Source organism: Clostridium sp. AN503 (genome assembly GCF_040719375.1).
In the GTDB taxonomy this organism is placed as follows: domain Bacteria; phylum Bacillota; class Clostridia; order Lachnospirales; family Lachnospiraceae; genus Brotaphodocola.
This window is the reverse complement of the sequence record NZ_JBFDTP010000001.1, coordinates 80,942-105,703: the sequence shown is the minus strand read 5'-3', so window position 1 is coordinate 105,703 and position 24,762 is coordinate 80,942. Positions and strand designations below refer to the sequence as shown.

The window sequence follows — 24,762 nt, the reverse complement described above, 5'->3', positions numbered from 1 at the left end:
GGTAAACTTTTATTATTATGATACCAGGGGCAAAAGGTCAGAAGTCCGATGCAAGCTTGCTTGCAAGAGGACTTCTAACCTTGGGACCCGCCAAAAACATGAATAAGCAGCCATTTTTCGTAGAAAAATGAGCGGATTATGAATGTTTTTGAGGATTACGGAAGTACGAAGTGCGGAGTAATCCGGTATCATAGGGGTCAAAAGACTTTTTGACCCCAACATCATTATTATATCAGATTTTAACAGTGAAGTAAAATGATTCAGGAGGATTGGAAAATGGAAAAAGGAACCCCGGCCGTAACGGAGATGCAGGTCATCCCGGTTGCCGGCTATGACAGTATGCTTATGACTTTGAGCGGAGCCCACGCCCCGTACTTTACCAGGAACTTAGTGATCCTAAAAGACAGCGCGGGACATACGGGCATCGGCGAGATCCATGGAGGAGACTACACCTGCGACGCGCTGAAAAGCTGTATCCCCCTGGTAGTGGGACAGCCTGTGGGCAGATACCGGGCGATCCTTGACAGCATCCACAAGGCGTCCACGCGGGCCGAGGAGGATGATGGGGAAGGGATCCAGAGCCTGGATATCAGTAAGCTGAAATTTGTGGTAAAGGCTGAATGGGCCATTGAGTGCGCGCTCTTAGACCTGCTGGGACAGTACCTGGATCTCCCCATGTGCGAGCTGTTGGGCGATGGGAAACAGCGGGACAAGGTGGAGACCCTGGGCTATCTTTTTTATGTCAGCGATAAGGAAAGGGCAGAAGCTCTTGACTATTTGGATGAAAGCGGCAGCAGCGACGCCTGGTTCCGTCTTCGGAGACAGGAAATGCTGACCCCGGAGCGCATTGTGGAGCAGGCCTGTGTGCTGAACGAAAAGTACGGGTTTAAGAATTTCAAGTTAAAGGGCGGTGTCTTAAAAGGCGCGGAGGAGATGGAGGCGGTCCGGGCGCTGAAAAAGCAGTTTCCGGAAGGACGGATCAATATCGATCCCAACGGGGCCTGGAGCCTGAAGGAAGCCATTGAGATCTGCAAGCCCATGGAAGGGGTGCTGACCTACATAGAAGATCCCTGCGGCCCGGAGTCCGGCTTTAGCAGCCGTGAGGTCATGGCGGAATTTAAGAATGCCGTAAACCTTCCGGTGGCTACCAACATGATCGCTACAGACTGGCGGCAGTTTTACCATGCGGCAGCCTTAAAATCTGTGGATATCGTGCTGGCTGATCCGCATTTCTGGGGATTTGGCGGCAGCGTGAGGATGGCCCAGATCTTAAATGACTGGGGCCTGACCTGGGGCAGCCATTCCAACAACCATTTTGACATTACCCTGACTGCCTTTGCCCATGTGGCAGCGGCGGCGCCCGGTAATCCGACGGCTTTGGACACCCACTGGATCTGGCAGGATGGCCAGAACCTCCTAAAGGATACGCCGCAGATCGCAGACGGATATCTTGAGGTTCCCCAAAAACCGGGGCTGGGTGTGACCATCGATATGGACCGGGTGATGGAAGCCAACCGGCTTTATAACCGGCTTCCAGATCATGACCGGGACGACGCCATGGCGATGCAGTATCTGATTCCGAACTGGAAGTTTGATTCCAAAAAGCCCGCATTGGTGCGGTAAAATTCGCTTAAAATAATTAAGAGAAAGCTAAATATCATTAATTTTACTTCTTATAAAAACTGTGATACATTAGCAGCAGAGAAAATAATTGAAATTCTGCAACAGGGAAAGAGACAGAAATTCAATAAGAAAAGGGGATGGAAACATGTTTTTCAAAAAGTATGGTGACATCGTGGTAGGGATATTTTTTATGGTGTTATCTGCAATCATGATTGTTATGGCGCAGATGCTTCCAAAGTCAAAGGTCATGGACATCGGGCCTGATTTTATGCCGATGGTCATCGGGGTGATCACATTCGTTCTGGCGGCGCTCCTGCTGTTTTTGAGCATTAAGAACTTCAAGGTGAATGTGAAGGAGATCGATGCGGCGTCCATACCGGACTGTGATTACAAACGGGTCCTGGCAAGTATCCTGCTGGTACTGGTCTACGTGTTTATGCTGCAGCCGGTTGGATTTATCGTCTGCACGCTGGTGTTCCTCCTGCTCCAGATGCTGGTATTATCTCCGGATGATGAACGGGGTAAGAAAGATATCATTAAACTGGCAGTGATCGACGTGATATTTACCCTGGTAGTATTCTTCTTGTTCCGTTACGGATTCAAGATCGTGCTGCCGGCCGGTATATTTACCATCAACATTTAAGGGGGAGGAGAAAGATTATGCAGGCATTAGGACTTTTAGGCAACGCTTTTGTAGGTATCATGAATCCGGCTTCCATCCTTCTGATGATAGCCGGTGTGGCGATTGGTATTGTATTTGGCTCCATCCCGGGACTGTCGGCCTCTATGGCTGTGGCGCTGATGCTGCCGCTGACCTTCAGCATGACCCCGTCCCTGGGAATGAATACGCTGGTGGCTGTTTATATCGGCGGTATCTCCGGAGGACTGATCTCGGCGATCTTACTGAACATGCCGGGTACGGCTTCCTCCATTGCAACCTGTTTTGACGGACATCCCATGGCGAAGAAAGGCGAGGCTATGAAGGCCCTGGGACTGGGCATCGTGTTCTCGGCGCTGGGTTCCATCTTCTCATTCCTGATCCTGACCTTCTGCGCGCCGCTCTTAGCGGATATTGCGCTTAAGTTCACTCCGGCTGAGAACTTTGGTATCTGCTTTTTCGCTCTGACCATGGTAGCGGTCCTGTCTTCGGGAAATATGCTCCGCGGTCTGCTGGCCGGACTTTTCGGCCTGATGTTTACCTTTATCGGCATGGCGCCCATCGACGGAACCGCCCGTTTCACCTTTGGCTCCGCAAACCTGATGGCAGGCTTCGACACGCTGCCGACCCTGATCGGTATCTTCGCGATCTCCGATATCCTGTGTACCGCAGAGCAGATGGGACACGGCAAGCTGGAGACCATTCCGATCAAGAAAGTAAAAGGCTTCGGTTTTAGCGTCCAGGAGTTTATCTATCATCTGCCGAACTTCCTGCGTTCCGCTCTGATCGGTACCGGGATCGGTATCCTTCCGGGAATCGGCGGGTCCACCTCCGGTATGCTGTCCTACGTAACAGCCAAAAACATGTCCAAGCATCCGGAGGAATTCGGGACAGGCTGCCCGGACGGTATTGTAGCTACGGAGTCCGCCAACAATGCGACCATCGGCGGCGCTATGATCCCACTGTTAGTACTTGGTATCCCCGGCGACGGCGTAACGGCCATGATGCTGGGAGGCTTCCTGATCCACGGTCTGTCCGCAGGCCCCCTGCTGTTTGTGAAAAATGCGGACGTGGTTTACGGGATCTTCGCTGCATGTATCCTCTGCACGCTGATCATGCTGGTGGTGGAATGGACCTGTATCAAGGGCTTTGTACAGGTACTGAAGGTGCCGAAGCACATCCTGCTCCCGCTGATCCTGGTGCTGTGCTGCGTAGGCGCTTATGCCACCAACAACCGGATCTTCGATGTGCAGTCCATTCTGATCTTCGGTGTCGTAGGCTATATCTACCACAAGTTCAGCCTGCCCACTACGCCGTTTGTGCTCTGCTTTTTGATCGGCGAGATGCTGGAGACTTATCTAAGACGCGGCATCATGCAGTACAAATCCTTTGGGGCATTTTTCCAGAGGCCCATATTCGACGTATTCTTCTTTATCGCCGTGGGTGTGCTGGTATGGTCTGTGATGAAAGAATATAAAGCCTTTGTTGCTAAAAGAAAGGCGTAGCAAAATTTAAATTGACAGGAAACAACAGGATATATGCTCTCGCTTGGGCGAGGTTATATATAAGGGAGAACAGGGTGCATGAAGCATCCGGAAAAAGAGAAGGAGAGATATCTATGAAAAAGAGAGTGTTAGCAACAGTATTGGTTGGCGCAATGGTAATGGGGCTTGCAGGATGCGGCGGATCTGATAAGGCAGCAGCCACCACCGCGGCAGCAACTACGGCAGCAAAAGCGGAGGCTGGCGATGCAGCAGGCGCGGCTGAGGCCACGGCAACAGCCTGGGAGCCTAGCACGACTGTTTCCATTGTGGTTCCGGCAGGAGCAGGCGGCAATACGGACCTTTCCGCCCGAGTTTTCGCACAGTACGCAAAAGAGCTTACAGGCCATGACTTTATCGTTGTAAATGCAAACGGCGCAGCCGGTTCCGTAGCGGCAAACCAGGTCCTTTCCGCAGCGCCGGACGGACATACCTTCCTGTACGGGCACAATCTGGTAAACGTTGCCAATATCGCCGGCGTTACAGATTACAACTACACCGCGTTCAAGCTGGGACCGACCTTTGCAAAGGACCCGGCACAGCAGTTGTATGTGAATCCGGAGAAATATGCAGACTTAAACGCATTTATCGAGGCAGCGAAAGCGGCTCCGGGCCAGTTAAAGGCCTGTACCGAGGTTGGCGCTTATACATACTATGAGATCCTGGAGTTCGAGAAACAGGCCGGTATTGATCTGGATATCGTGGACGTGGGTTCCAACTCTGACAAGATCGCAGCGATGCTGTCCGGTCAGGTTGACTTGATGCCGGGCGCTTACATCAACTGTAAAGACTATCTGGCAGCAGGCCAGTTCGCATGCCTGGGCGTGCCTTCTGAGGAGAGATATGACCTGATCGCTGACATCCCGACCCTCAAGGAGCAGGGCGTTAACCTGGTGTATCCGGACTGCGATTTCTCCTTCTATTTCCCGAAGGATACTTCTGACGATGTGATCGCTTTCTATGAGAACCTGGTTCAGCAGATTCTTGCAGACCCGACCGCTGCAGAGGCAGTTGCCAACGTGGATATGATGCCTTACTACTTAAGCGCAGCAGATTCCGCTAAGAACGACGAAGAGATCTTCAACACCATCAAAGGGATCGCAGACGCGCTGGCTCAGTAAGCGGCATTCTGTAAAATGGATTGGAAAATAGTTAAAGAAGAGTAAAGCAGAATAAAGCAGTAAAAATAAGCAGTAAAAAACAGTAAAATCAAATAGTGAAATCAACAGATAAGCACAGTTCTATTGAATTAAAATAGGGCTGTGCTTATATTGTTATCTGATAATAAAGCGCTTTATAACATAATAAACAAATAAAAGTGCGTGTTAAGAAAAATAAACAGATAATTACACCTCCTTTATACCACCTTAATTGAACGCAAAACGGCTATAGGATATAGTAAAAAAAGAGCGTGGGAGCTCTCAAATATACAAGGAAAAAGGAGAGAAGGAGATGTTTTTTAAAAAGTATGGAGACATCGTAGTAGGGGTATTTTTCATGATTCTGTCATCCGCGCTGATCGTGATGGCAAAGATGCTTCCCAAGTCAAAGGTAATGGATATCGGGCCGGATTTTATGCCGCTGTGCATCGGCAGTGTGACGCTTGTGCTGGCGGCGCTTCTGACATTTTTAAGCCTGAAGGAATTTAAAACAAGGGTAGCCGCCCTGGATGCGTCTGATCTGCCGGACTGTGATTACAAAAGGGTGCTTTTAAGCATTATCCTGGTACTGATCTATGTGTTTATCCTTCAGCCGGTTGGGTTCATTATCTCAACACTGGCGTTTTTGATGCTGCAGATGCTGGTGCTTTCTCCGGACGATGAGAGAGGAAAAAAGGATATCTTAAAGCTGGCGGTCATCAATGTGATCTTTACAATGGTCGTGTTCTTTTTGTTCCGGTATGGATTTAAGATCGTGCTTCCGGCAGGGATCTTTACGATTAACTTATAGGAGGGATTGAGATATGCAGGCATTGGGTCTTTTGGGAAACGCGTTTGTTAGTATCATGCATCCGACCTCCATCTTTTTGATGGTAGCCGGTGTTGCGATCGGTATTGTATTTGGTTCGATTCCGGGGCTGTCGGCCTCCATGGCGGTGGCGCTCATGCTGCCCCTGACCTTCAGCATGACCCCGTCCCTGGGGATGAACACGCTGGTGGCTGTTTATATCGGCGGTATCTCAGGCGGACTGATCTCCGCGATCCTGCTGAACATGCCGGGGACCGCGTCTTCGATCGCCACCTGTTTTGACGGCCATCCCATGGCAAAGCGGGGGGAAGCCATGAAAGCCCTGGGGCTTGGAATCGTGTTCTCCGCCCTGGGCTCCATCTTTTCTTTTATCATATTGACGTTCTGCGCTCCGCTTTTAGCGGATATCGCACTGAAATTCACTCCGGCGGAGAACTTCGGCATCTGCTTTTTCGCCCTGACTATGGTGGCGATCCTCTCCTCCGGCAATATGCTGCGGGGGCTTTTAGCCGGACTGTTTGGCCTGATGTTCACACTGGTAGGCATGGCGCCTATCGACGGCACCGCCCGTTTTACCTTCGGCTCTGCGAACCTGATGGCAGGATTTGACACACTGCCGACCCTGATCGGTATCTTCGCGATCTCCGATATCCTGTGTACCGCGGAGAGCATGGGGCATGGCAAGATGGAGACCATTCCGGTGAAAAGGGTAAAAGGCTTTGGCTTCAGCATACAGGAATTCATCTATCACCTGCCCAACTTCCTTCGTTCGTCCCTGATCGGCACAGGGATCGGTATCCTTCCGGGGATCGGCGGTTCCACCTCCGGGATGCTGGCCTATGTGACTGCCAAGAATATGTCGAAGCACCCGGAGGAGTTTGGCCGCGGCTGTCCCGACGGCGTGGTAGCCACCGAGTCCGCCAACAATGCAACCATCGGCGGCGCCATGATCCCGCTCCTGGTGCTTGGCATCCCCGGTGACGGCGTTACAGCCATGATGTTGGGCGGCTTCCTGATCCACGGGTTGTCCGCAGGACCGCTGCTGTTTGTGAAGAACGCGGACGTGGTATACGGGATCTTCGCAGCCTGTATGATCTGTACGCTGATCATGCTGGTGGTGGAATGGACCTGCATCAAGGGATTTGTGCAGGTGTTAAAGGTGCCGAAGCACATCCTTCTTCCGCTGATCCTGGTGCTGTGCTGCGTGGGCGCTTATGCCACCAACAACCGGATCTTCGACGTGCAGTCCATCCTGATCTTCGGTGTCGTAGGCTATATCTACCACAAGTTCAGCCTGCCCACCACGCCGTTTGTCCTTTGTTTTTTGATAGGCGAGATGCTGGAGACCTATCTGCGGCGCGGGATCATGCAGTATAAGTCCTTCGGTGCATTCTTTAAGCGTCCGATCTTCGACGTGTTCTTCTTTGTGGCGATCGGTGTGCTGGTGTGGTCGGTGTATAAAGAGGTGAAGGCGCACCGGGCAAAGAAGGCGGCATAGTTTTAAAGCTTATTTCATCACGGCATCCGCCACCCGCAGCAGATAGGGCAGCTCCGGAAAGGGATTGGTGGAAAGGATCCTGGCGGTCATCTCCGTCCGTCCCGGAATATGGTAGGTGAACAAAAACCGGCTGCGGATAAAGATACGCAGATGTCCTCCGGAAACCTGGACGCACACCTCGCCGGGGGTGTATTCGCTTAAGCGGTGAATGGCCTTCTCCGCCTCAGCAGAAATCTCCGGTGCGTCCCTGCCGGGCTCCCAATAGAGCAGAAAAGCATCCGATAAAAGCCCCGGAGCCGGAGCTGCAGTTTTCTTGGAAAAATAATGCTCTCTGCTCTTTTCCGGCAGCAGTGCCTTCGGCCAGAGGATAAAGTCCCCGCCATCCCCCCGGAGCCGGATGTCAAAATAGCAGCCGGACATAAAATCCACCATGGCCTTTTCAGACCCGTTCGCCTGACTTTTAAAAGACTTGAAGTTGGTAGTCACGTCGGTGAGGAACACGGGCATAGCCTGATAGTCACCCTGGACCGTATCGCGGATCAACAGGTTTTTAGGAGTCTCATTAGGGAGGAGTCCCGCACCCAGGATCAGGCTGCCGTCGATGCCATCCTTCCTCTCATAAGAGATATTTTTCAGAAAAGGCCGCAGCCCCTCCTCCAGCATGGCCTGCTTCACAGCCTGACGATAAGCCTTGGTCATCTGCCGGAATAGCAGCAGATAGACAGCGATCAGCGCCAGGGTCAACATAAAACCAGTGACAGGTTTTGCAGACAGCAGGAAAATGATAACGACTCCGCAGACCACAAAGAAGATACTAAAGATCTGAAGCTGCTTTTTTAATTTGCTCAGTGCGGCAAGTTTTTCGTTCATGAAATGACCATCCTTTTAAAAATAATTTGTCGAGAAGTGTCACTATTATATCAGTTTTGAGGGCGGAAGTAAACTGACCGGCTTCGCTGCTATTGCTGAAAAATGCGGAAACCACCTCCGGCCTGCGAATCTCACAATAAGAAATTCTAATGGAAATCTAAATACTATTAATTTTACTTATTTCATATCTTTGCTATAATGAAATCAGACAGGAAAGAGGAAACAAGATTTCATTATCAATTTCATCATTATGGAGGAGGATATTTTATGGTACCGACGATCACAAAAATGGAAGTTTACCCGGTGGCAGGCAAGGATTGTATGGAGCTGAACCTAAGCGGCGCGCATGCCCCATATTTTACCAGGAACATTGTGATCCTGCACGCGGATAACGGCGAGACAGGCGTAGGCGAGGTCCCGGGTGGCAAGAAGATCACGGCGGCGCTTGAGGAGTGCATCCCGCTGGTGGAAGGCACGAAGATCTCCGAGTACAAGAGCACTCTTTTAAAGGTTAAAAAGTACCTGGATGGGAGGGGCGAGGAAGATGTGAGAGGCAACCAGACATTCGATCTGCGTACCGGCGTCCATGTGATCACCGCGATCGAGGCTCCCTGCCTGGATCTGCTGGGCAAACATCTGGGGGTTCCGGTGTGCGAGCTTTTAGGCGACGGACAGCAGCGGGACAAGGTTAGGATGTTGGGTTACTTATTCTTCGTGGGCGACCGCAACAAGACCGACCTGCCTTACGATGCGGAGCCGGATGCAGACTGTGAGTGGTACCGCATCCGCCACGAGGAAGCGCTGACTGCGGATAAGATCGTGGCTTTTGCCAAGGCAACTCAGGAGAAATACGGCTTCCAGGACTTCAAGCTGAAAGGCGGCGTGCTTGCGGGCAACGAGGAGATGGATGTGATCCGAGCCATGAAAAAGGAGTTCCCGGATGCAAGGATCGACCTGGACCCCAATGGCGGCTGGCTCTTAGAGGAGGCCGTGGAATATGTGAAGGGCATGCAGGGCATCCTGACTTACTGTGAAGATCCCTGCGGCGCTGAGGGCGTATATTCCGGCCGAGAGATCATGAGCGAGTTCCGCAGACGCACCGGATTCCCGACCGCTACCAATATGATCGCCACCGACTGGAGAGAGGTGGGGCACTCCTTAGAGTCCCAGGCCGTGGATATCATCCTGGCGGACCCGCACTTCTGGACCATGAGCGGCTCCGTGCGCGTGGCGCAGATGTGCCATGACTTTGGCTACACCTGGGGCAGCCACTCCAACAACCATTTTGATATCTCCCTGGCCATGTTCACCCAGGTGGGCGCGGCGGTGCCGGGCGAGTACAATGCCCTGGATACCCACTGGATCTGGCAGGAGGGCTTGGAGCGCCTGACCAAAGAGCCTCTGCAGATCGTGGGCGGCTGCGTGGAGGTTCCCAGGAAGCCGGGCCTCGGCATCGAAGTGGATATGGATCAGGTGAAGAAAGCCCACCAGGTTTACTTAGATCACTGCCTGGGCGGCAGGGATGATTCCATCGGGATGCAGTATCTGATCCCGGGCTGGAAGTTTGATCCGAAGAAGCCCTGCCTGGTACGGTAATATAACTGCTTTGGCAATATAACTGATATAGCAATACAACTGATACGCAGCACAAATAGCAAAAAGCGCTGCCCCGTGATACAAGATCCTGACGATCTTCCATACCGGGCAGCGCTTTTTTATATGGATTCACAGGTGCACGCACTGTTTGTCTCCATGGATGTTCAATGCTTACAATGATTTTTGCTCTTTCTCCTTCGCACAGATATTCAGGAAATCAGCAGGATTTTTAGCAAAGATCTCCTCTAACTGATACGAGAGGGTAAATGGATCATAGTCGCTGAAAATATTGGGTATGTACTGATAAAGCTTACTGGCGATATTCTCTACGTGGTCGATCTCGGTACCAGTTAAGCTGTACAGTTTCTTTTCCGTAAATATCAGCAGCCTGACAATGAATGGGCCGCCTTTTTGGCCAACCTGGGCGCATGTCCAGCAGACTTTATCCCGGGGGATGGCCGTTACCTTTGACATGCCCCTCAGGCCGTTCTTTACCCCGCAGATCAGCAGATATGAGGGAGTCAAAATAATCTTTTCCCCGGACGCCTTCTTTGGATCTGTGAAGTGATCAATATATTCGTCAACCAGGATATTTCCCTCCAGGGCTTCCGTATCAATGATGTCTGCCGCAGCGGCCTGTGTCGTCTCCTGATAAGGAAGATACAGGTTGCTGCCGTTTTGGGCAATCCGTCCGGTGGCGATCAGCTTGACCGCGCAGAGGGCCAGTGAGATCCCAATTAAAACAACAAGAAATAATACAATTGAGCCGTAGGACGGATCATTAAGATTAAGAGCGTCCTTCCCAAAAAAGTAGACTGCCAGGAAACATATTTCCACCGCCATCAATTTACAGAGGGTCTTTCGCGCGGACATATTCACTCGTTCCGATTCTCGTGCCAGAAATCCTTGTACCATGTGGTTTGCCTCCCTGGGAATTTATTTTATTACAACCTATTATATAGGGTTTTAGCCAGCTGTACAAGTTAATTCTGCGGAAAGAAATACCGGGGAAGCCCAGCGCTGTGCTTCCCGTATTCGATAGCTTCTACAGGACACCGGCAGATACAGGCCATACAGTGGGTACAGTCCTTCCCCCATATGGGTTTCCCCTCCTCCAGGTGAATATTGTTAAGGGGACAGAGTTTCGCACATTTCCCACAGGAAATGCACCGGTCCGTGGCGTAAAACTTCCGGGCATGTACAAACAGCGGGTAAAACAGATCGTTGACGACGCCGCTGTTTAGCCGGTCCGTAACGGTGAGCTTTGGTTCCGGTATGGTTTTCCCCTCCCGGATCAGGCAGGCGGCAGCTGTGATGGATGCTTCTGCCTGGTCGATGATAGACAGGGCTTTATCCCGGGTGGGCGTATCAAAAAGCGCGATATAGTTCTCCGGCATAAGGATGGAGGCACATCCCTTGTAGGAAATGCCTTTCCGGCGGCAGAGCTTTTTTAAATAAGCCCCCGCATTTCCGATGTTGCCGCCGCAGGTCATGACAAAATAGATCTCTGTGCTGCCTTCCAGGCTGGTGCGTTCCAGCCAGTCCTGCAGGATGCGCGGAATCCGCCAGGCGTAGGTGGGGCAGACGATGACCCACGGTTTATCAGAATACACATGAGAGAAATCTCTGCCCCGGATCCGCTCAAAGAGATCCATGGTTTCGTCCTGTATTTCGGCTCCGATCCGTTTTGCCGTATATTCGCTGTTGCCGGTTCCTGAAAAATATAAGATCATAGGTCTGCTTCCTCCTGACTGATGCTTTCATAGATAAGATTGACCAGATTGACGATATTCTTCCACTGGGTCTTATCGGCGCTGATATAATAATAATTCCTGGTTCCTTCTTTTCGCATATTGACAATGCCTGCTTCCTTGAGGATCTGCAGGTGATGGGAGACGGAGGGCCTTGTCAGATGGGTCTTCTTTGCGATCTCACCAACCCGTATGCCGGACAGATCGCTTTCCAAAAGTACGGACAGGATCAACTGCCGCGTCTCATCCCCAATGGCGGTGAACGCGTTTTTGCATTCACGAAAGCCGTCTGCGATTTTTTTCAGGCGTATTTCACATTCCCGTTCCATGTCCTGCCTCCTTGCATGTTGTGTTTCACAGAGTTACAGATATTTCACATCCAGCGGCTCCTTCTGGGCAGCCCGCAAAAACTTCACCCGGGGATACCCCAGGACCAGGGTGGCGGCGGCTTTTTTCCCTTTCGGGATGCCCAGGGCTTTTTTTAATTTCCGCGATATATTGGCGGCAGTGGAAAAATAGCCGCTGAACAGTACTCCTAGGCCGTGGGCTTCCGCAACAAATTCCATGTTCTGTGCAGCCAGGATCCCGTTGGTCTTATCCCTGGCAAGGATGACGATGACTATGGGCGCTCCAAAAAAGAAGAAATGGTCGTCGATCTTATTGATCCGGGCCATCGGGCTGATTAGATCGATCAGTGGTTTTACCTTCCGGAACAAAGAGACGGCTATCTGCTCCGCCGCCCGCTTTTTACGGTCAAGGACAATGAAGGATACATCCTGGAGGTTCTTGGCTGTATGGGTCAGCCGTCCCGCTTCCAGGATCTGTCCAAGAACTTCTCCGGGGATCTCTTTGTCCTGGAACTGCCGCACGGTCCGGCGGAACCGGATGACATCCAGCACGTCCTCCGGGTTTAAGCGCACCTTTTTTTCCTGTGGGACAGGGGGCTTATCATAACCGCTTATGGTTACGGCTTCCTTCGGACAGACTGCTGAACAGTGTCCGCACATAACGCATTCATCCAGTATCGTGTGCGCTTTTCCGTTTTTTATGATAATATTGTGGGCAACGCAGTCTTTTGCGCATGATCCGCAGCCGATGCATACTTCCGGGTCTATATTTACTCTGTGTTTTGCCATGATAGAACTCCTTTCGTTAATGTTCTTTAACCATTATAACAAAAGAAGGCCGGAAATCAACATTGGTAAAGAAAGAGGTTACCATTGTAAAATGACAGAGCCTCAGTGCCTGGCCGGCTTCATCTGCAGCCCGACAAGCCCTGCCATGAACATTGCGGTCCCGCCGATGATATACAGCGTGATCTTCTCATGAAAGAACAGCACACCCCAGAGGATCGCGAAGATCGCCATGGTGCTCTGGATGATCGGTACCATATAAAATGGCACCAGCGGGATCGCCTTGGCATTTAGGTAAAACCCGATCCCGGTGATGGAGCCGAAGGCCAGGATCGCCAGGATGCAGGGCAGGTCCGGGCGCAGGCCGGCGAGGGCGCCGCCCGCGACGGAAGGGGCCAGGGGAAGGGCTGCAAGCACGGCGGAGACTGCAAAGATCGATAAGTTGCTGTCGATGATATCCATACGGTCTGCGATCATTTTCTGGGACAGCACGTGGCAGCCGGCGCACATGCCAGATAAGACAAACAGTCCGGTGAGCAGGACATTTTCCTGAAAAAAGACTTCTAAGGAGCGTCCGTTCCAGGAGATGCACAGGACGCCCGACATGCAGAGGACGATGCAGAGCACCTTCCTGAAGGGCAGTTTTTCTCTGAACAGGAACACGCTTGCCAGAGTCAGAAAGATGGTCTGGGCAGGCTGGGTTACGATATTTCCATAAGAGGGACCGTGGGACAGGGCGTAGTTTTCTGTAAGGTATGCGAGCCATTTGGAAACCGCGCCGAACAGGATCCAGCCGCCGAGCATTTTAAGGGCGGCGCCCATGTCCCTGCGGAAATGCTGGCGGAGCGCCAGCTTTAAGAGCAGCAGGCACAAGACGCCCACGGCGAAGCGGAAAAAGGTGATATAGCCCGGGCCGAAGTACGGGCTGATCAGTTTCACACAGGTACCTCCGAAGCTGAACATCAGTGCGACGCAGAACAGATATAAATATCCCATGACAGATTTTCTCCTTCTGAAACGTTTTATTAGCCAATGCATTCCATTATAGCAAATACCCGGAAAATATGGTATATTATTTTCATGATAAAGTTGTTATCTGATGGGAAAGGTAGCCGTTAGTGCAGAAAAGATTGGAATATTATGAAGAAAATATTTACTTATTATCTAAGACCCTACTATCTGCGGATGGCTCTGGGGTTTTTCATTAAATTTTCCGGGACGCTTTTAGATCTGTTCCTGCCCTGGACGCTGGCTTACATGATCGATACTGTAGTCCCGGCGGGGGAGAGGGGGCAGATCCTTTTATGGGGGCTGTTTATGGTGGCCTGTTCCATCCTGGCGGCGGCCTTCAGTGTCCTGGCAAACCGCATGGCATCCCGGGTGGCAAGCGATGCCATCTATACGATCCGGAAGGATCTGTTTGCAAAGGTGATGTACCTTTCCAACCGTCAGGCGGATGTGTTCACCAGGCCGTCCCTGATCTCCAGGCTGACCTCGGATACCTACAATGTACATCAGATGCTGGGCAGGGTGCAGCGGCTGGGAGTGCGCGCTCCGATCCTGCTGGTGGGCGGGATCGTGATGACGCTGCTCTTAGACCCGGCGCTGGCCTGTGTCCTCCTGGCAACCCTGCCGCTCCTGGCAGTCCTGGTCGTGACCGTGTCCAGAAAGAGCATCCCGCTGTTCGCAGCCGTCCAGGAGAGCGCCGACCGCTTCGTGCGGCTGGTCAGGGAGGATATTGCAGGAATCCGGGTCATCAAGGCTCTTTCCAGAGAGCCTTACGAGAGCCGGCGTTTTGAAAAGATCAACCGGGAGGTGGTAGAGCGGGAGCGGAAAGCGACCGTGACGACCGCCATCACCAGTCCGTCCATGAATGTGCTTTTGAACCTGGGGCTTGTGGGCGTTGTGCTCGTCGGTGCGTTCCGGGTTGACCGTGGTATCTCAGAGGTGGGGAAGATCCTGGCTTTCATGACATATTTTACGATCATATTGAACGCTCTGATGTCCATTTCCAGAATGTTCATCGTTCTCTCCCGCGCGGCAGCGTCCGCAGCGCGTATCGATCTGGTGCTGGAGTCGGAGGATGAGCGGGAACTGTTCCAGCTGGCAAAGACGTGGGAGCAGGACGGCGGAGAGGGGCGGCAGGAGCAGACGAAAGCCTCAGATGCATTCCCTTCGTCCTCAAAAGCTCCTCACATAGAATTCAGCCACGTAACCTTTTCTTACAATAAAGTGGCGGAAAACCTGCATGATATTTCGTTTCAGCTGAACCGTGGGGAGACGCTGGGGATCATAGGAGCCACAGGTTCCGGCAAATCCACGGTCGTAAACCTGATGATGCGGTTCTACGATCCGGACCAGGGAGTGGTGCGCATTGACGGACAGGATATCCGGACCCTGGACGTGCGCGCCCTGCGGGAGCGGTTCGGAGCCGTATTTCAAAATGACGTGCTGTTTGGTACCAACATATACGAGAATATCAATATGGGAAGGAATTTGAGCGAGGAACAGGTCCAGGAGGCGCTTTTGTATGCCCGGGCAAAAGAGTTTGTGGATAAAAAAGGAGGCACAGCCGAGCACCTGGATATCCGCGGAGCCAATTTAAGCGGCGGGCAGAAGCAAAGGCTTCTTATTGCCAGGGCACTGGCATGCAGGCCGGAGTTTCTGATCCTGGATGACTCCTCCAGCGCTCTGGACTATAAAACTGACGCGGCTCTGCGGGGAGAACTGCGGGAGCATTTCGCAGATACGACCTGCATTGTGATCGCCCAGCGTATCAGCTCTGTCATGAACGCCGACCACATCCTGGTATTGGACGAGGGGCGTACACTGGGGTATGGCACCCATCAGGAACTGATGGAGAGCTGTGAGGCGTACCGTGAGATAGGTAAGTCCCAGATGGGGATCTAAGCTTAGAATGTGTCAGATGGTTGAGCAGTGAAGGAAAAAGGAGGCGGACTGCCATGGCTATGGGCGGGAGAACGGATGGCGTGGAGACGTCGGATTCCGCGTTACTATATATAAAGAAAAGAAAGCATACCATACGGCGGCTGGGCGGGTATCTGATGCAGTACCGGTTCCTGCTTTTTTGTGCTCTTTTCATGACGATTGCCAGCAATGTCTTTGCGCTGGTCGGTCCCATGCTGTCAGGTTATGCCATCGACGCCATCGAGCCGGGGCTGGGGCGCGTGGATTTTCAGCGGGTGTTTTATTATGCCAAATGGATGGCGGTTTTTTATGTGCTGTCTGCGGCGCTGTCTTATGCTCTTTCCGTCCTGATGATCACGATCAGCCGGAAAGTGGTCTTCCAGATGCGGCGGGATGTCTTTGATAAGATGCTGGCGCTGCCGGTCGGCTATTTCGACCTGCACCAGACCGGGGATATCATCAGCCGGGTTTCCTATGATATTGATACGGTCAATGAATCCCTGTCCAGCGACTTGATCCAGATGCTGACCACGGTGATCACAGTGGCCGGGGCGCTTTACATGATGCTCATGATCTCGCCCAGGCTGGTGCTGGTGTTTGCATTTACGGTCCCGCTTTCCGCCATGATCACACGCTATATCACCGGAAGGACCAGGCCTCTGTTCCGCGCCCGGTCTGCCAGTCTGGGCAGGCTCAACGGCTTTGCGGAGGAGATGGTCTCGGGGCAGAAGACGGTAAAAGCGTACTGTGAGGAGGAGGAGGTCATCCGGCAGTTTGAGGAAAAGAACCGGGATGCAGTGGAATCCTACTATAAGGCGGAATATTATGGCAGCATGGTGGGACCGATGGTGAATTTTATCAACAATTTGTCCCTTTCGCTGATCAGCGTGTTCGGAGCGTTCCTCTACCTGTTCGGACTGATGCGTATCGGCCAGATCTCTTCGTTTATTTTATATTCCAGAAAATTTTCCGGGCCGATCAACGAGGCGGCTAATATATTCAGCGACCTGCAGTCCACTATTGCGGCGGCTGAGCGGGTGTTTGCACTTATGGATGAGCTGCCGGAGCCGGAGGACGCGGCGGGAGCTGTCGAACTGGGAAGCGCAGTAGCGTCCACACCGGCCGACAGATCTATTGCGTCTAAGGTCGTCTCCGGTACCGCAGAGGCAAAGCAGAACGGCTCTGGTCCGCGGCGAGGTGGAGCTTTCCCATGTGGACTTTGGTTATGAACCGGGCCATACCATCCTTTACGATCTGTCCCTGCACACGGAACCGGGACAGATGGTTGCGGTGGTGGGGCCGACCGGAGCCGGGAAGACCACGCTGATCAATCTGCTGATGCGTTTTTACGACGCAGATGCGGGTGAGATCCGGGTGGATGGCAGGGATGTCCGCGGTGTCACGAGAAAAAGCCTGAGAAAATCCTACGCCATGGTGCTGCAGGATACCTGGCTGTTCCATGGCACGATTCTGGAGAACCTTGCCTACGGGCGGGAGGATGCGACCCTGGAGGAGGTGACGGCTGCGGCAAAGGCAGCGCACATCCATTCCTTTATCATGCAGCTTCCGGAAGGCTACAATACGGTGCTTAAGGAGGATGGGACGAACATCTCCAAAGGCCAGAAGCAGCTTCTGACCATTGCCCGCGCCATGCTCCAGGAATGCAGGATGCTGATCCTGGATGAGGCCACGTCCAATGTGGATACCCGCACGGAGATCCGTATCCAGGAGGCCATGCGCCGCCTGATGGAAGGAAAGACCTGTTTTGTGATCGCGCACCGTCTTTCTACGATCCGCGGAGCTGACTTAATCCTGGTGGTGAACCACGGCGAGGTGGTGGAGCAGGGGGCCCATGAGAGTCTGATGGAGGCCGGAGGGTTCTATTATCAGATGTACCAGGCCCAGTTCCAGTGATGGAGAAATTCCAGCGACGGAGAAATTTTGGCAGCGCAGAAGGGAGGCGCAGACTATGATCATCAATACAGGAAGCCGTACAGATATTCCCGCATATTATGGGGAATGGTTTTATAACCGGATACGGGAAGGCGGCGTGATGGTGCGCAATCCCTACTATCCGGACCAGATCACCCGCTACAGGCTGTCGCCGGATGTGGTGGACTTAATTGTGTTCTGTACCAAGAACCCGGAGCCGATGCTTGACCGGCTTGAGGAGCTTCAGGAATTCCGGCAGTTCTGGTATGTTACCATTACGCCGTATGGAAGAGAGATCGAACCAGGCGTTCCGGATAAAGATCGGGTCATGGAAGCCCTGAAACGCCTTTCCGTAAAAAACGGCGTCCGGTCCACGGTCTGGCGTTACGACCCGATATTCATCTCAGAACGGTATCCGCTGGATTTCCACGTGGAGCAGTTTGGATATATGGCGCGGACGCTGGAAGGATACACGGACCAGTGCGTCATCAGTTTCATTGACCTCTATGAGAAGGTCAGACGGAATTTTCCGGAGGCTCGGGAAGTGGCGGGAGCGGAGCGCCTTGCGGTTGGAGAGGCGTTTGCCCGGATCGGTAAGGAACATGGCATCCTGGTGCGCACCTGCTGCGAGGGGACGGACTTAGAGACTTTTGGGATCGACTGTTCCGGATGTATGACCCGGGAAGTGTTTGAGCGGGGGACCGGGATAAGCCTGCAGGTCCCCGGCGGACAACACGCCGCCCGGGAAGGCTGCGGCTGCCTTCTGGGCAATGATATTGGAGCCTACAATACCTGTTCCCATGGCTGCGTTTACTGTTATGCGAATTACAGTGGAGAGGCAGTCTGCCGAAACCGTATGGACCACATCGCAGATTCCCCGCTTCTCGTGGGGGTTCCTGGTCCTGGTGACCACATCCACGATGCAAAACAGGTGTCCTGGACAGATGGACAGCTGAAGCTTTTTTTCTGACTAAATTCCTCGTTAAATAAATATAAAATTTTTATAATGTCTATTGACAATATGACAGGGTGTCATTATAATTGGTGACATGTTGTCACGAAAAAGTGACAGCTTGTCATATTTGTTTTGCACGTTTTTCTAAGGCGTGGATGACAAGAACTACAGTATAAATAAGGAGCATGAAAAGCAGACGTGGCGCAGGACGCGTCACAGGAGAGGGGGAGAGAGTATATGCCTACGGAACGATTTTACCGTCTGCCGGAAGCGAAGAAACAGCTCATTCGGGAAGCTGCCATCAAAGAGTTTTCCAGAGTGCCGTATGAGCGGGCGTCCATAAACCAGATCATACACAACGCAGATATTTCCCGGGCAGCTTTTACACATATTTTGAAGATAAGCAGGATGTGGTACAGTTTTTATTTGAGGATAGCTGTAATCAGATGAAAGACATCTGTGATCAGGAGCTGGCCGAAAACGGCGGAGATTATTTCGCTATGCTTAAGCGGATTTTTGAAGTATTTGTGGAAAAATTGCAGGAAACCAAGAGTATGATGGATGTGGTAAGGAATGTGTTCTCTTATCAGGAGAATGCGAGGCTTATGGGATTTGGCGGACTGCCAAGTATATCGCCTGTCATATCAGAGACAGAGGACCTGCCGGTCCAGTGGGTGTTTGAGCGGGTTGACAGATCCAGGTTCCGGATCCAGGATATTCAGGATTACCGGTCGCTGATGAGCCTGGGGATGATATCGCTCATGTTTGCCCTGAAGCAGTTTTATGAGTATCCGGATGAACTGGATGCAGTCCGGGAGACCTTGGATAAGTCCCTGGATATACTAAAGCACGGCGTATATCAAAATTAAGACTATAATATGAGGAGACAGCAATGAAAAAAGGTGTAATTATCGCAGGTGTAGTAGTGGTAGCGGTAGCGGCAGCCGTGATCGTGCCGCGGGTATTAAAACCAAAAGCAGTGGTGGAGGAAGCTCCGATCCCGGTCGTGGAGGTGCAGACGCCCCAGAACGGGACCATCGAGCTGTTCCGTGACTTAGTCGGCAAGGTAGAGCCGTCCGACGTGGTCTATACATATCCGAAGATGGCGGGTGAAGTGCTTGAGGTCTATGTAAAGGCCGGAGACATAGTAAAGGAAGGCCAGGCGCTCTGCAAGATCGATACCAAGCAGGTAGACAGCGCCAGATTGTCCTTAGAGTCCGCTCAGCAGGCTTTAAGTGATGCAAAGACCAACTTATCGAGACAGCAGGCCCTGTTTGCGGCAGGCGATATCGCCAGCGCGGTATTCGAGCAGGCTCAGACCCAGGCGAAAAATGCCCAGATCAATTACGAGAATGCAAAGATCAATTATGACAATCAGATGGAGTACAGCAATATCACCGCGTCCATAGGAGGGAAGGTGGAGATCTTCGACGTGGAGGTCCATGACAATGTATCCTCCCAGAACCTGATCTGTGTCATCTCCGGCGAAGGCAGTAAGGCAGTGAACTTCTCCGTTCCGGAAAAGATCATGAAGCAGCTGAATGTGGGCGATGTTGTGACCATTGAAAAGAGCGGCAGCAGGTACGAGGGAAATATCACGGAGATTAGCAGCATGATCGATGCAGCCACCGGCCTTTTCAAGGTAAAAGCATCTGTGGACAGCGGTGATGCGCTTCCCACAGGTTCCACGGTGAAGCTTTATGTGACCTCCGACAAACAGGAGAATGTGATGACCCTGCCGGTTGACACGATTTACTATTCCGGCGGAGACGCATACGTTTATACATATGACAATGGTACGGTCCATCAGGTACCGGTAGAGGTTGGTATCTATGATTCCCAGCTGGTCCAGATCCTGTCCGGAATCAGTGCGTCTGATCAGATCATCACCACATGGAGTTCCGAGCTTTTTGAAGGCTCCAAAGTGCAGCTGCCGGGAACGGCCGGACAGACTGAGGACGCAGCGCAGACCACAAGTGCAGAGTAGAGTTAGGAGGAGACAGCAATGGGATTAACTAAATCAGTCCTCAAACGACCGGTCACAACCGTCCTGGTGATCCTGTGCCTGATTGTGTTTGGACTTCAGTCCGTCTTAGGGGCAAAAATGGAGCTGATGCCGACCATGGATATGCCGATGCTGATCATCAGCACCGTCTACCCTGGCGCCAGCCCGGAGGATGTGAACGACCTGGTAACTACGGAGATCGAAGATAATATCGGCTCCTTGAGCGGTATCAAAAAAGTACAGTCCACATCCATGGAGAACGTTTCTATCGTGGTGGTCCAGTACCAGTACGGTATGGATATGGACGACGCGTACAATGATCTGAAGAAAAAGATGGACCGGGTAGAGACGGATCTTCCCGATGACTGCGAGACACCGATGGTGGTGGAAATGAACTTGGACGATATGGCAAGCGTCTACCTGTCAGTCAATCATAAAACAGAAGCGAATCTTTACAACTATGTTAATAATAAGGTGGTTCCGGAGTTTGAGAAGATATCCACCGTAACGGATGTGGACGTGAGCGGCGGCCAGGAGGAGTATGTGAAGGTGGAGCTGATTCCGGAGAAACTGGAACAGTATCGCCTGAATATGAATTCCATCGCCACCTCCATAGGAAGCGCAAACTTTACTTACCCGGCAGGGGATACGATCGTGGGAGGCCAGAAGCTGTCTGTCAGCGCCGGTACGGAATACGACACGGTGGATCTGCTTAAGCAGATACCGATCTCCCTCGGCAACGGTAACGTCATCTATCTGGAAGATGTGGCCAATGTAGGCAATGCCCTGGAGGATGTCAGCGGTATAGCACGGTACGACGGTAAGGATACGATCTCCATCGGACTCAAGAAACAGCAGAGTGCAACGGCCATGGAGGTTTCCAAGGCCGCCCACGAGGCCATTGACAGGTTGATGGCCAGCGATCCGAATCTGGAGATCGTGGTGGTAAACGATACCAGTGATTCCATCCAGAGTTCTTTAAAGAGCGTAATGCAGACGATGGTCATGGCGGTCATCGTATCTATGATCATTATCTTCCTGTTCTTTGGGGAAATCAAGGCATCCCTGATCGTCGGCACATCCATACCGATCTCGATCCTGGCGGCGCTTATCATGATGCAGATCATGGGCTTTACGCTGAACGTGGTTACATTGAGTTCCCTGGTTCTCGGCGTAGGTATGATGGTAGATAACTCGATCGTAGTATTGGAGAGCTGTTTCCGCTCAACGAAAGGGAAGGGCATCGTCGGATACCGGGAAGCGGCACTGGAAGGAAGCGGTATTGTCATCCAGTCCATCATCGGTTCCACGGCGACAACCTGCGTAGTATTCCTGCCATTGGCACTGCTGCAGGGTATGACCGGACAGATGTTCATGCCTTTGGGCTTTACGATCATCTTCTGTCTGGTAGCGTCCCTGATCAGCGCCATGACGATCGTTCCCCTGTGCTACTGCATGTTCCGTCCGCAGGAGAAGGAAAACTCTCCGGCTGGCCCGCTGGTAAGGGCTATGCAGGACGGATACCGCAGCCTGATGAAGGTGATCCTTCCAAAGAGAAAGACGGTCATGCTGGCATCTGTGGCTATGCTGGTGTTCTCCTTCTGGATGGCTACACAGCTTCGGATGGAGCTAATGACTGCGGATGATACGGGGACTATCTCTGTTTCTATTGAGACCCGGCCGGGCCTTCAGGTGGAGGAGACCGATAAGATCCTGCAAAAGGTAGAGGCGATCGTTTCAGCAGATGAGGACCTGGAGTCCTACATGCTGACCTCCGGCGGAAGCGGTATGAGCCTTGGCGGCGGCGGAGCCAGCCTGACGGCTTATTTAAAGGATGACAGGAAACGGGAGACCGATGAGGTTGTAAAAGAATGGAAACCATTGATGAATCAGGTAATTGGTGCTAATATAACCTTGGAAGCATCTTCCTCCATGAGCATGATGTCTACGTCCGGCGGTGTAGAATACATATTGCAGAGTACCCAGTATGACGAGCTGAAGGCAGCGTCCGACCATATTGCGAAGGAACTGCTGACCCGTCCTGAGGTTACCAAGGTACACACCACCCTGGAGAACGCGGCGCCGGTTGTGAAGCTGGATATTGATGCGGTGAAGGCTAACGCGGAGAATATCACTCCTCTGCAGATTGCCGGAACGGTCAACAGCATCCTGGGCGGCACCGAGGCGACCACCCTGGATGTGGACGGCGAGGAGATCAGTGTTCAGGTGGAATATCCGTCGGATGAGTACGACACCATTGACGAGCTACAGGGAATTGTCCTGACCAACAATGCAGGCGGTTCCGTGGCGCTGACCGATGTGGCGGACATCAAGTTCAAGGACAGCCCGACCAGTATTACGAGAAAAGATAAACAGTATGAGGTAACCATCACAGGTGATGTGATGACCGATGACCCGCGTGAGCAGGATGCGATCGAGAAAAAGCTGTATGATGAAGTGGTGATGAAATACATGACCCCGACTATCAGCCGTGCAGCCAACGCGATGGATACCGCCATGGCGGAGGAGTTCGCAAACCTGTTTGGAGCCATTGCGACGGCAGTGTTCCTGGTATTCGTAGTAATGGCGGCCCAGTTTGAGTCACCGAAGTTCTCCCTGATGGTCATGACCACGATCCCGTTCTCCCTGATCGGTTCGTTTGGCCTTCTGTATCTTGCAGATGTATCCATCAGCATGACTTCCCTTCTGGGATTTTTGATGCTGTCTGGTACGGTAGTAAACAACGGTATCCTTTATGTGGATACGGTGAACCAGTACAGGAATAGTATGGATTTGAATACTGCCCTGATCGAGGCGGGCGCAACCCGGCTGAGGCCTATCCTGATGACGACCCTGACCACGATCGTGGCTATGATCCCGATGGCGTTTGCCTACGGTGACAGTGGTAAGTCCATGCAGGGCCTGGCTCTGGTAGATGTGGGCGGACTGATCGCTTCTACCGTACTCGCGCTCCTGATGCTTCCGGTTTATTATGCAGTGATGAACCGTAAGAAAAAACCGGAGCCGAATTACGATTAAGTCTCCCTGTCCGGGAGACCGGGAATGAGTATGAGGGCATATGTAACTGATAACCGGCTGGCAACAGTGATATATGGAGGAACAGCAATATGAAAATGTTAAAACGCGCACTGCCTCTGAGTCTTGCAGGCCTGATGCTTGCAGCGGCGCCGCAGGCGGCGCTCGCCGCCAGCCCGGAGTTTGCCCGGACGGCGGAGGAATGGGCGAAGCTTCGGGATGACGTGATCGAGTATGATGAGCTGGAGGATTTGATCGGGGAGTACAACACCACCGTCCAGACCAACCAGCTGGATTTAAATGAATTCCGCAAGAAATACGGCAGCACGAAGGAGGATGTATCCCAGAAGTACCGGGATATGGCAGATGAGATCTATTCCAGCATTGAGTACCCGGATTCAGATGACCCGATGTACGGATATGTGGTTCCGTCGGTCCTGGCTGCCGAGGTGCAGGCCAAGAACATGGAAAAGCAGGCGGATGACAACCTGGAGGATGCGGATATCATCTACTGGAATTATAAGCAGGCGGAGAAGACCCTGGTGACCCTGGCGCAGACCAATATGATCTCTTATGAGAAGAACCAGCTGGAGCTTCAGCAGGCCAGGATCGCAAAGCAGCAGGCTGAGCTTGCCCTCACAAGCGCACAGACCAGGCTGTCCAACGGGACCGGCACCCAGGTGGATGTGCTGAATGCCCAGGAGACCCTGCAGAATGCAGACAGAGCCATCACATCGACCCAGACGAGCATTGATACGGTCCGCCAGAAGCTGCAGGTCATGCTGGGCTGGAGATACGACGCTGCCCCGGAGATCCGGGAAGTGCCGGCATCTGATTTTAGCCGGATCGACCAGATGGACCCGCAGGCAGACTTGGAAAAAGCGATTGAGAACAACTACACGGTGATCGTCAATAAAAAGAAGGTGGCCAATGCAGAGAGCAGCGATACGGTCAATACCCTGAACAAGACCATTGAGGACAATCAGAGGAAGATCAGCTCTGCACTGACAACCAATTATCAGAATGTTCTGTCTGCGAAGCTGGCATACGACCAGGCAGTGGCGGAGCTGGACCTGGAGAACCGCAATCTGCAGACCATCCAGACCCAGTACCAGCAGGGGACAGCCAGCAAGAACCAGCTTGACAACCAGCAGTACACGGTCCAGAACAAGCAGCTCGCAGTCAAGGTCGCGGACTTGAACCTGTTTCAGACCATGGAAACCTATGACTGGGCAGTCAACGGACTTGCCAGCACCTCATAACCGGGA

At 52.4% G+C, this 24,762-nt stretch carries 22 protein-coding genes; 16 read left to right on the top strand and 6 right to left on the bottom strand.

Translation table 11 applies throughout. The features are described from left to right. Positions 1 to 276: 276 nt before the first annotated feature. The 6 genes from AB1I67_RS00445 to AB1I67_RS00420 all read left to right on the top strand — a co-directional run bounded on the left by AB1I67_RS00445 (position 277) and on the right by AB1I67_RS00420 (position 7,288). Positions 277 to 1,623: an enolase C-terminal domain-like protein gene (locus AB1I67_RS00445; RefSeq protein ID WP_367027853.1), complete on the top strand. Its 1,347-nt coding sequence runs from the start codon at positions 277 to 279 to the stop codon at positions 1,621 to 1,623. Positions 1,624 to 1,768: 145 nt separating this feature from the next. Next, on the top strand, positions 1,769 to 2,266 hold the full coding sequence (locus AB1I67_RS00440) for a tripartite tricarboxylate transporter TctB family protein (RefSeq protein ID WP_367027852.1): 498 nt from the start codon (positions 1,769 to 1,771) through the stop codon (positions 2,264 to 2,266). A gap of 17 nt (positions 2,267 to 2,283) precedes the next feature. Next, on the top strand, positions 2,284 to 3,786 hold the full coding sequence (locus AB1I67_RS00435) for a tripartite tricarboxylate transporter permease (protein WP_367027851.1): 1,503 nt from the start codon (positions 2,284 to 2,286) through the stop codon (positions 3,784 to 3,786). Between the two features lie 113 nt (positions 3,787 to 3,899). Next, positions 3,900 to 4,943, top strand: coding sequence for a tripartite tricarboxylate transporter substrate binding protein (locus AB1I67_RS00430; RefSeq protein WP_367027850.1), 1,044 nt, complete (start codon positions 3,900 to 3,902; stop codon positions 4,941 to 4,943). Positions 4,944 to 5,274: 331 nt separating this feature from the next. Further along, positions 5,275 to 5,772: a tripartite tricarboxylate transporter TctB family protein gene (locus tag AB1I67_RS00425; RefSeq protein ID WP_367027849.1), complete on the top strand. Its 498-nt coding sequence runs from the start codon at positions 5,275 to 5,277 to the stop codon at positions 5,770 to 5,772. A 13-nt stretch (positions 5,773 to 5,785) separates the two neighbouring features. Next, complete coding sequence (locus AB1I67_RS00420; protein WP_367027848.1) at positions 5,786 to 7,288, top strand: tripartite tricarboxylate transporter permease; 1,503 nt, start codon at positions 5,786 to 5,788, stop codon at positions 7,286 to 7,288. 9 nt (positions 7,289 to 7,297) lie between these two features. Here AB1I67_RS00420 and AB1I67_RS00415 read toward each other — a convergent pair whose 3' ends face one another. Next, positions 7,298 to 8,158, bottom strand: coding sequence for a hypothetical protein (locus AB1I67_RS00415; protein WP_367027847.1), 861 nt, complete (start codon positions 8,156 to 8,158; stop codon positions 7,298 to 7,300). A gap of 267 nt (positions 8,159 to 8,425) precedes the next feature. Here AB1I67_RS00415 and AB1I67_RS00410 point away from each other — a divergent pair, with 267 nt between their 5' ends. Beyond that, the gene (locus AB1I67_RS00410; protein WP_367027846.1) at positions 8,426 to 9,754 is read left to right on the top strand and encodes an enolase C-terminal domain-like protein; all 1,329 of its coding nucleotides are present in this window, start codon (positions 8,426 to 8,428) and stop codon (positions 9,752 to 9,754) included. A 171-nt stretch (positions 9,755 to 9,925) separates the two neighbouring features. Here the strand turns inward: AB1I67_RS00410 and AB1I67_RS00405 are convergent, their stop codons facing one another. The 5 genes from AB1I67_RS00405 to AB1I67_RS00385 form a co-directional block, all read right to left on the bottom strand. Then, positions 9,926 to 10,669, bottom strand: a complete 744-nt coding sequence (locus AB1I67_RS00405) for a hypothetical protein (protein WP_367027845.1) — start codon at positions 10,667 to 10,669, stop codon at positions 9,926 to 9,928. Between the two features lie 68 nt (positions 10,670 to 10,737). Further along, complete coding sequence (locus AB1I67_RS00400) at positions 10,738 to 11,487, bottom strand: EFR1 family ferrodoxin (RefSeq protein ID WP_367027844.1); 750 nt, start codon at positions 11,485 to 11,487, stop codon at positions 10,738 to 10,740. Beyond that, positions 11,484 to 11,834 carry a metalloregulator ArsR/SmtB family transcription factor gene (locus AB1I67_RS00395; protein WP_367027843.1) on the bottom strand — a complete coding sequence of 117 codons (351 nt, stop codon included), beginning with the start codon at positions 11,832 to 11,834 and terminating at the stop codon, positions 11,484 to 11,486. The genes AB1I67_RS00400 and AB1I67_RS00395 overlap by 4 nt, the downstream gene beginning before the upstream one ends. A 33-nt stretch (positions 11,835 to 11,867) precedes the next feature. Beyond that, positions 11,868 to 12,641 (bottom strand): nitroreductase family protein, encoded by a 774-nt coding sequence (locus tag AB1I67_RS00390; RefSeq protein WP_367027842.1) that lies wholly within the window; start codon positions 12,639 to 12,641, stop codon positions 11,868 to 11,870. 102 nt (positions 12,642 to 12,743) lie between these two features. Beyond that, complete coding sequence (locus AB1I67_RS00385) at positions 12,744 to 13,634, bottom strand: DMT family transporter (protein ID WP_367027841.1); 891 nt, start codon at positions 13,632 to 13,634, stop codon at positions 12,744 to 12,746. Positions 13,635 to 13,778: 144 nt separating this feature from the next. Here AB1I67_RS00385 and AB1I67_RS00380 point away from each other — a divergent pair, with 144 nt between their 5' ends. From AB1I67_RS00380 to AB1I67_RS00340, 9 genes are all read left to right on the top strand, one after another. Then, the gene (locus AB1I67_RS00380; RefSeq protein ID WP_367027840.1) at positions 13,779 to 15,548 is read left to right on the top strand and encodes an ABC transporter ATP-binding protein; all 1,770 of its coding nucleotides are present in this window, start codon (positions 13,779 to 13,781) and stop codon (positions 15,546 to 15,548) included. Positions 15,549 to 15,601: 53 nt separating this feature from the next. Then, on the top strand, positions 15,602 to 16,795 hold the full coding sequence (locus tag AB1I67_RS00375) for an ABC transporter ATP-binding protein (protein ID WP_367027839.1): 1,194 nt from the start codon (positions 15,602 to 15,604) through the stop codon (positions 16,793 to 16,795). Next, positions 16,779 to 17,480, top strand: a complete 702-nt coding sequence (locus AB1I67_RS00370) for an ATP-binding cassette domain-containing protein (protein ID WP_367027838.1) — start codon at positions 16,779 to 16,781, stop codon at positions 17,478 to 17,480. Before AB1I67_RS00375 ends, AB1I67_RS00370 begins: the two co-directional genes overlap by 17 nt. A 55-nt stretch (positions 17,481 to 17,535) precedes the next feature. Next, complete coding sequence (locus tag AB1I67_RS00365) at positions 17,536 to 18,468, top strand: DUF1848 domain-containing protein (protein WP_367027837.1); 933 nt, start codon at positions 17,536 to 17,538, stop codon at positions 18,466 to 18,468. A gap of 222 nt (positions 18,469 to 18,690) precedes the next feature. Continuing rightward, positions 18,691 to 18,903 (top strand): hypothetical protein, encoded by a 213-nt coding sequence (locus tag AB1I67_RS00360; RefSeq protein WP_367027836.1) that lies wholly within the window; start codon positions 18,691 to 18,693, stop codon positions 18,901 to 18,903. Next, on the top strand, positions 18,900 to 19,322 hold the full coding sequence (locus tag AB1I67_RS00355) for a hypothetical protein (protein WP_367027835.1): 423 nt from the start codon (positions 18,900 to 18,902) through the stop codon (positions 19,320 to 19,322). Before AB1I67_RS00360 ends, AB1I67_RS00355 begins: the two co-directional genes overlap by 4 nt. A 23-nt stretch (positions 19,323 to 19,345) precedes the next feature. After that, positions 19,346 to 20,440: an efflux RND transporter periplasmic adaptor subunit gene (locus AB1I67_RS00350; RefSeq protein WP_367027834.1), complete on the top strand. Its 1,095-nt coding sequence runs from the start codon at positions 19,346 to 19,348 to the stop codon at positions 20,438 to 20,440. A gap of 18 nt (positions 20,441 to 20,458) precedes the next feature. After that, positions 20,459 to 23,497: an efflux RND transporter permease subunit gene (locus AB1I67_RS00345; protein ID WP_367027833.1), complete on the top strand. Its 3,039-nt coding sequence runs from the start codon at positions 20,459 to 20,461 to the stop codon at positions 23,495 to 23,497. Positions 23,498 to 23,586: 89 nt separating this feature from the next. After that, entirely contained in the window at positions 23,587 to 24,756 is a 1,170-nt protein-coding gene (locus tag AB1I67_RS00340; RefSeq protein WP_367027832.1) for a hypothetical protein, read from the top strand. The last annotated feature ends 6 nt before the right edge of the window (positions 24,757 to 24,762 follow it).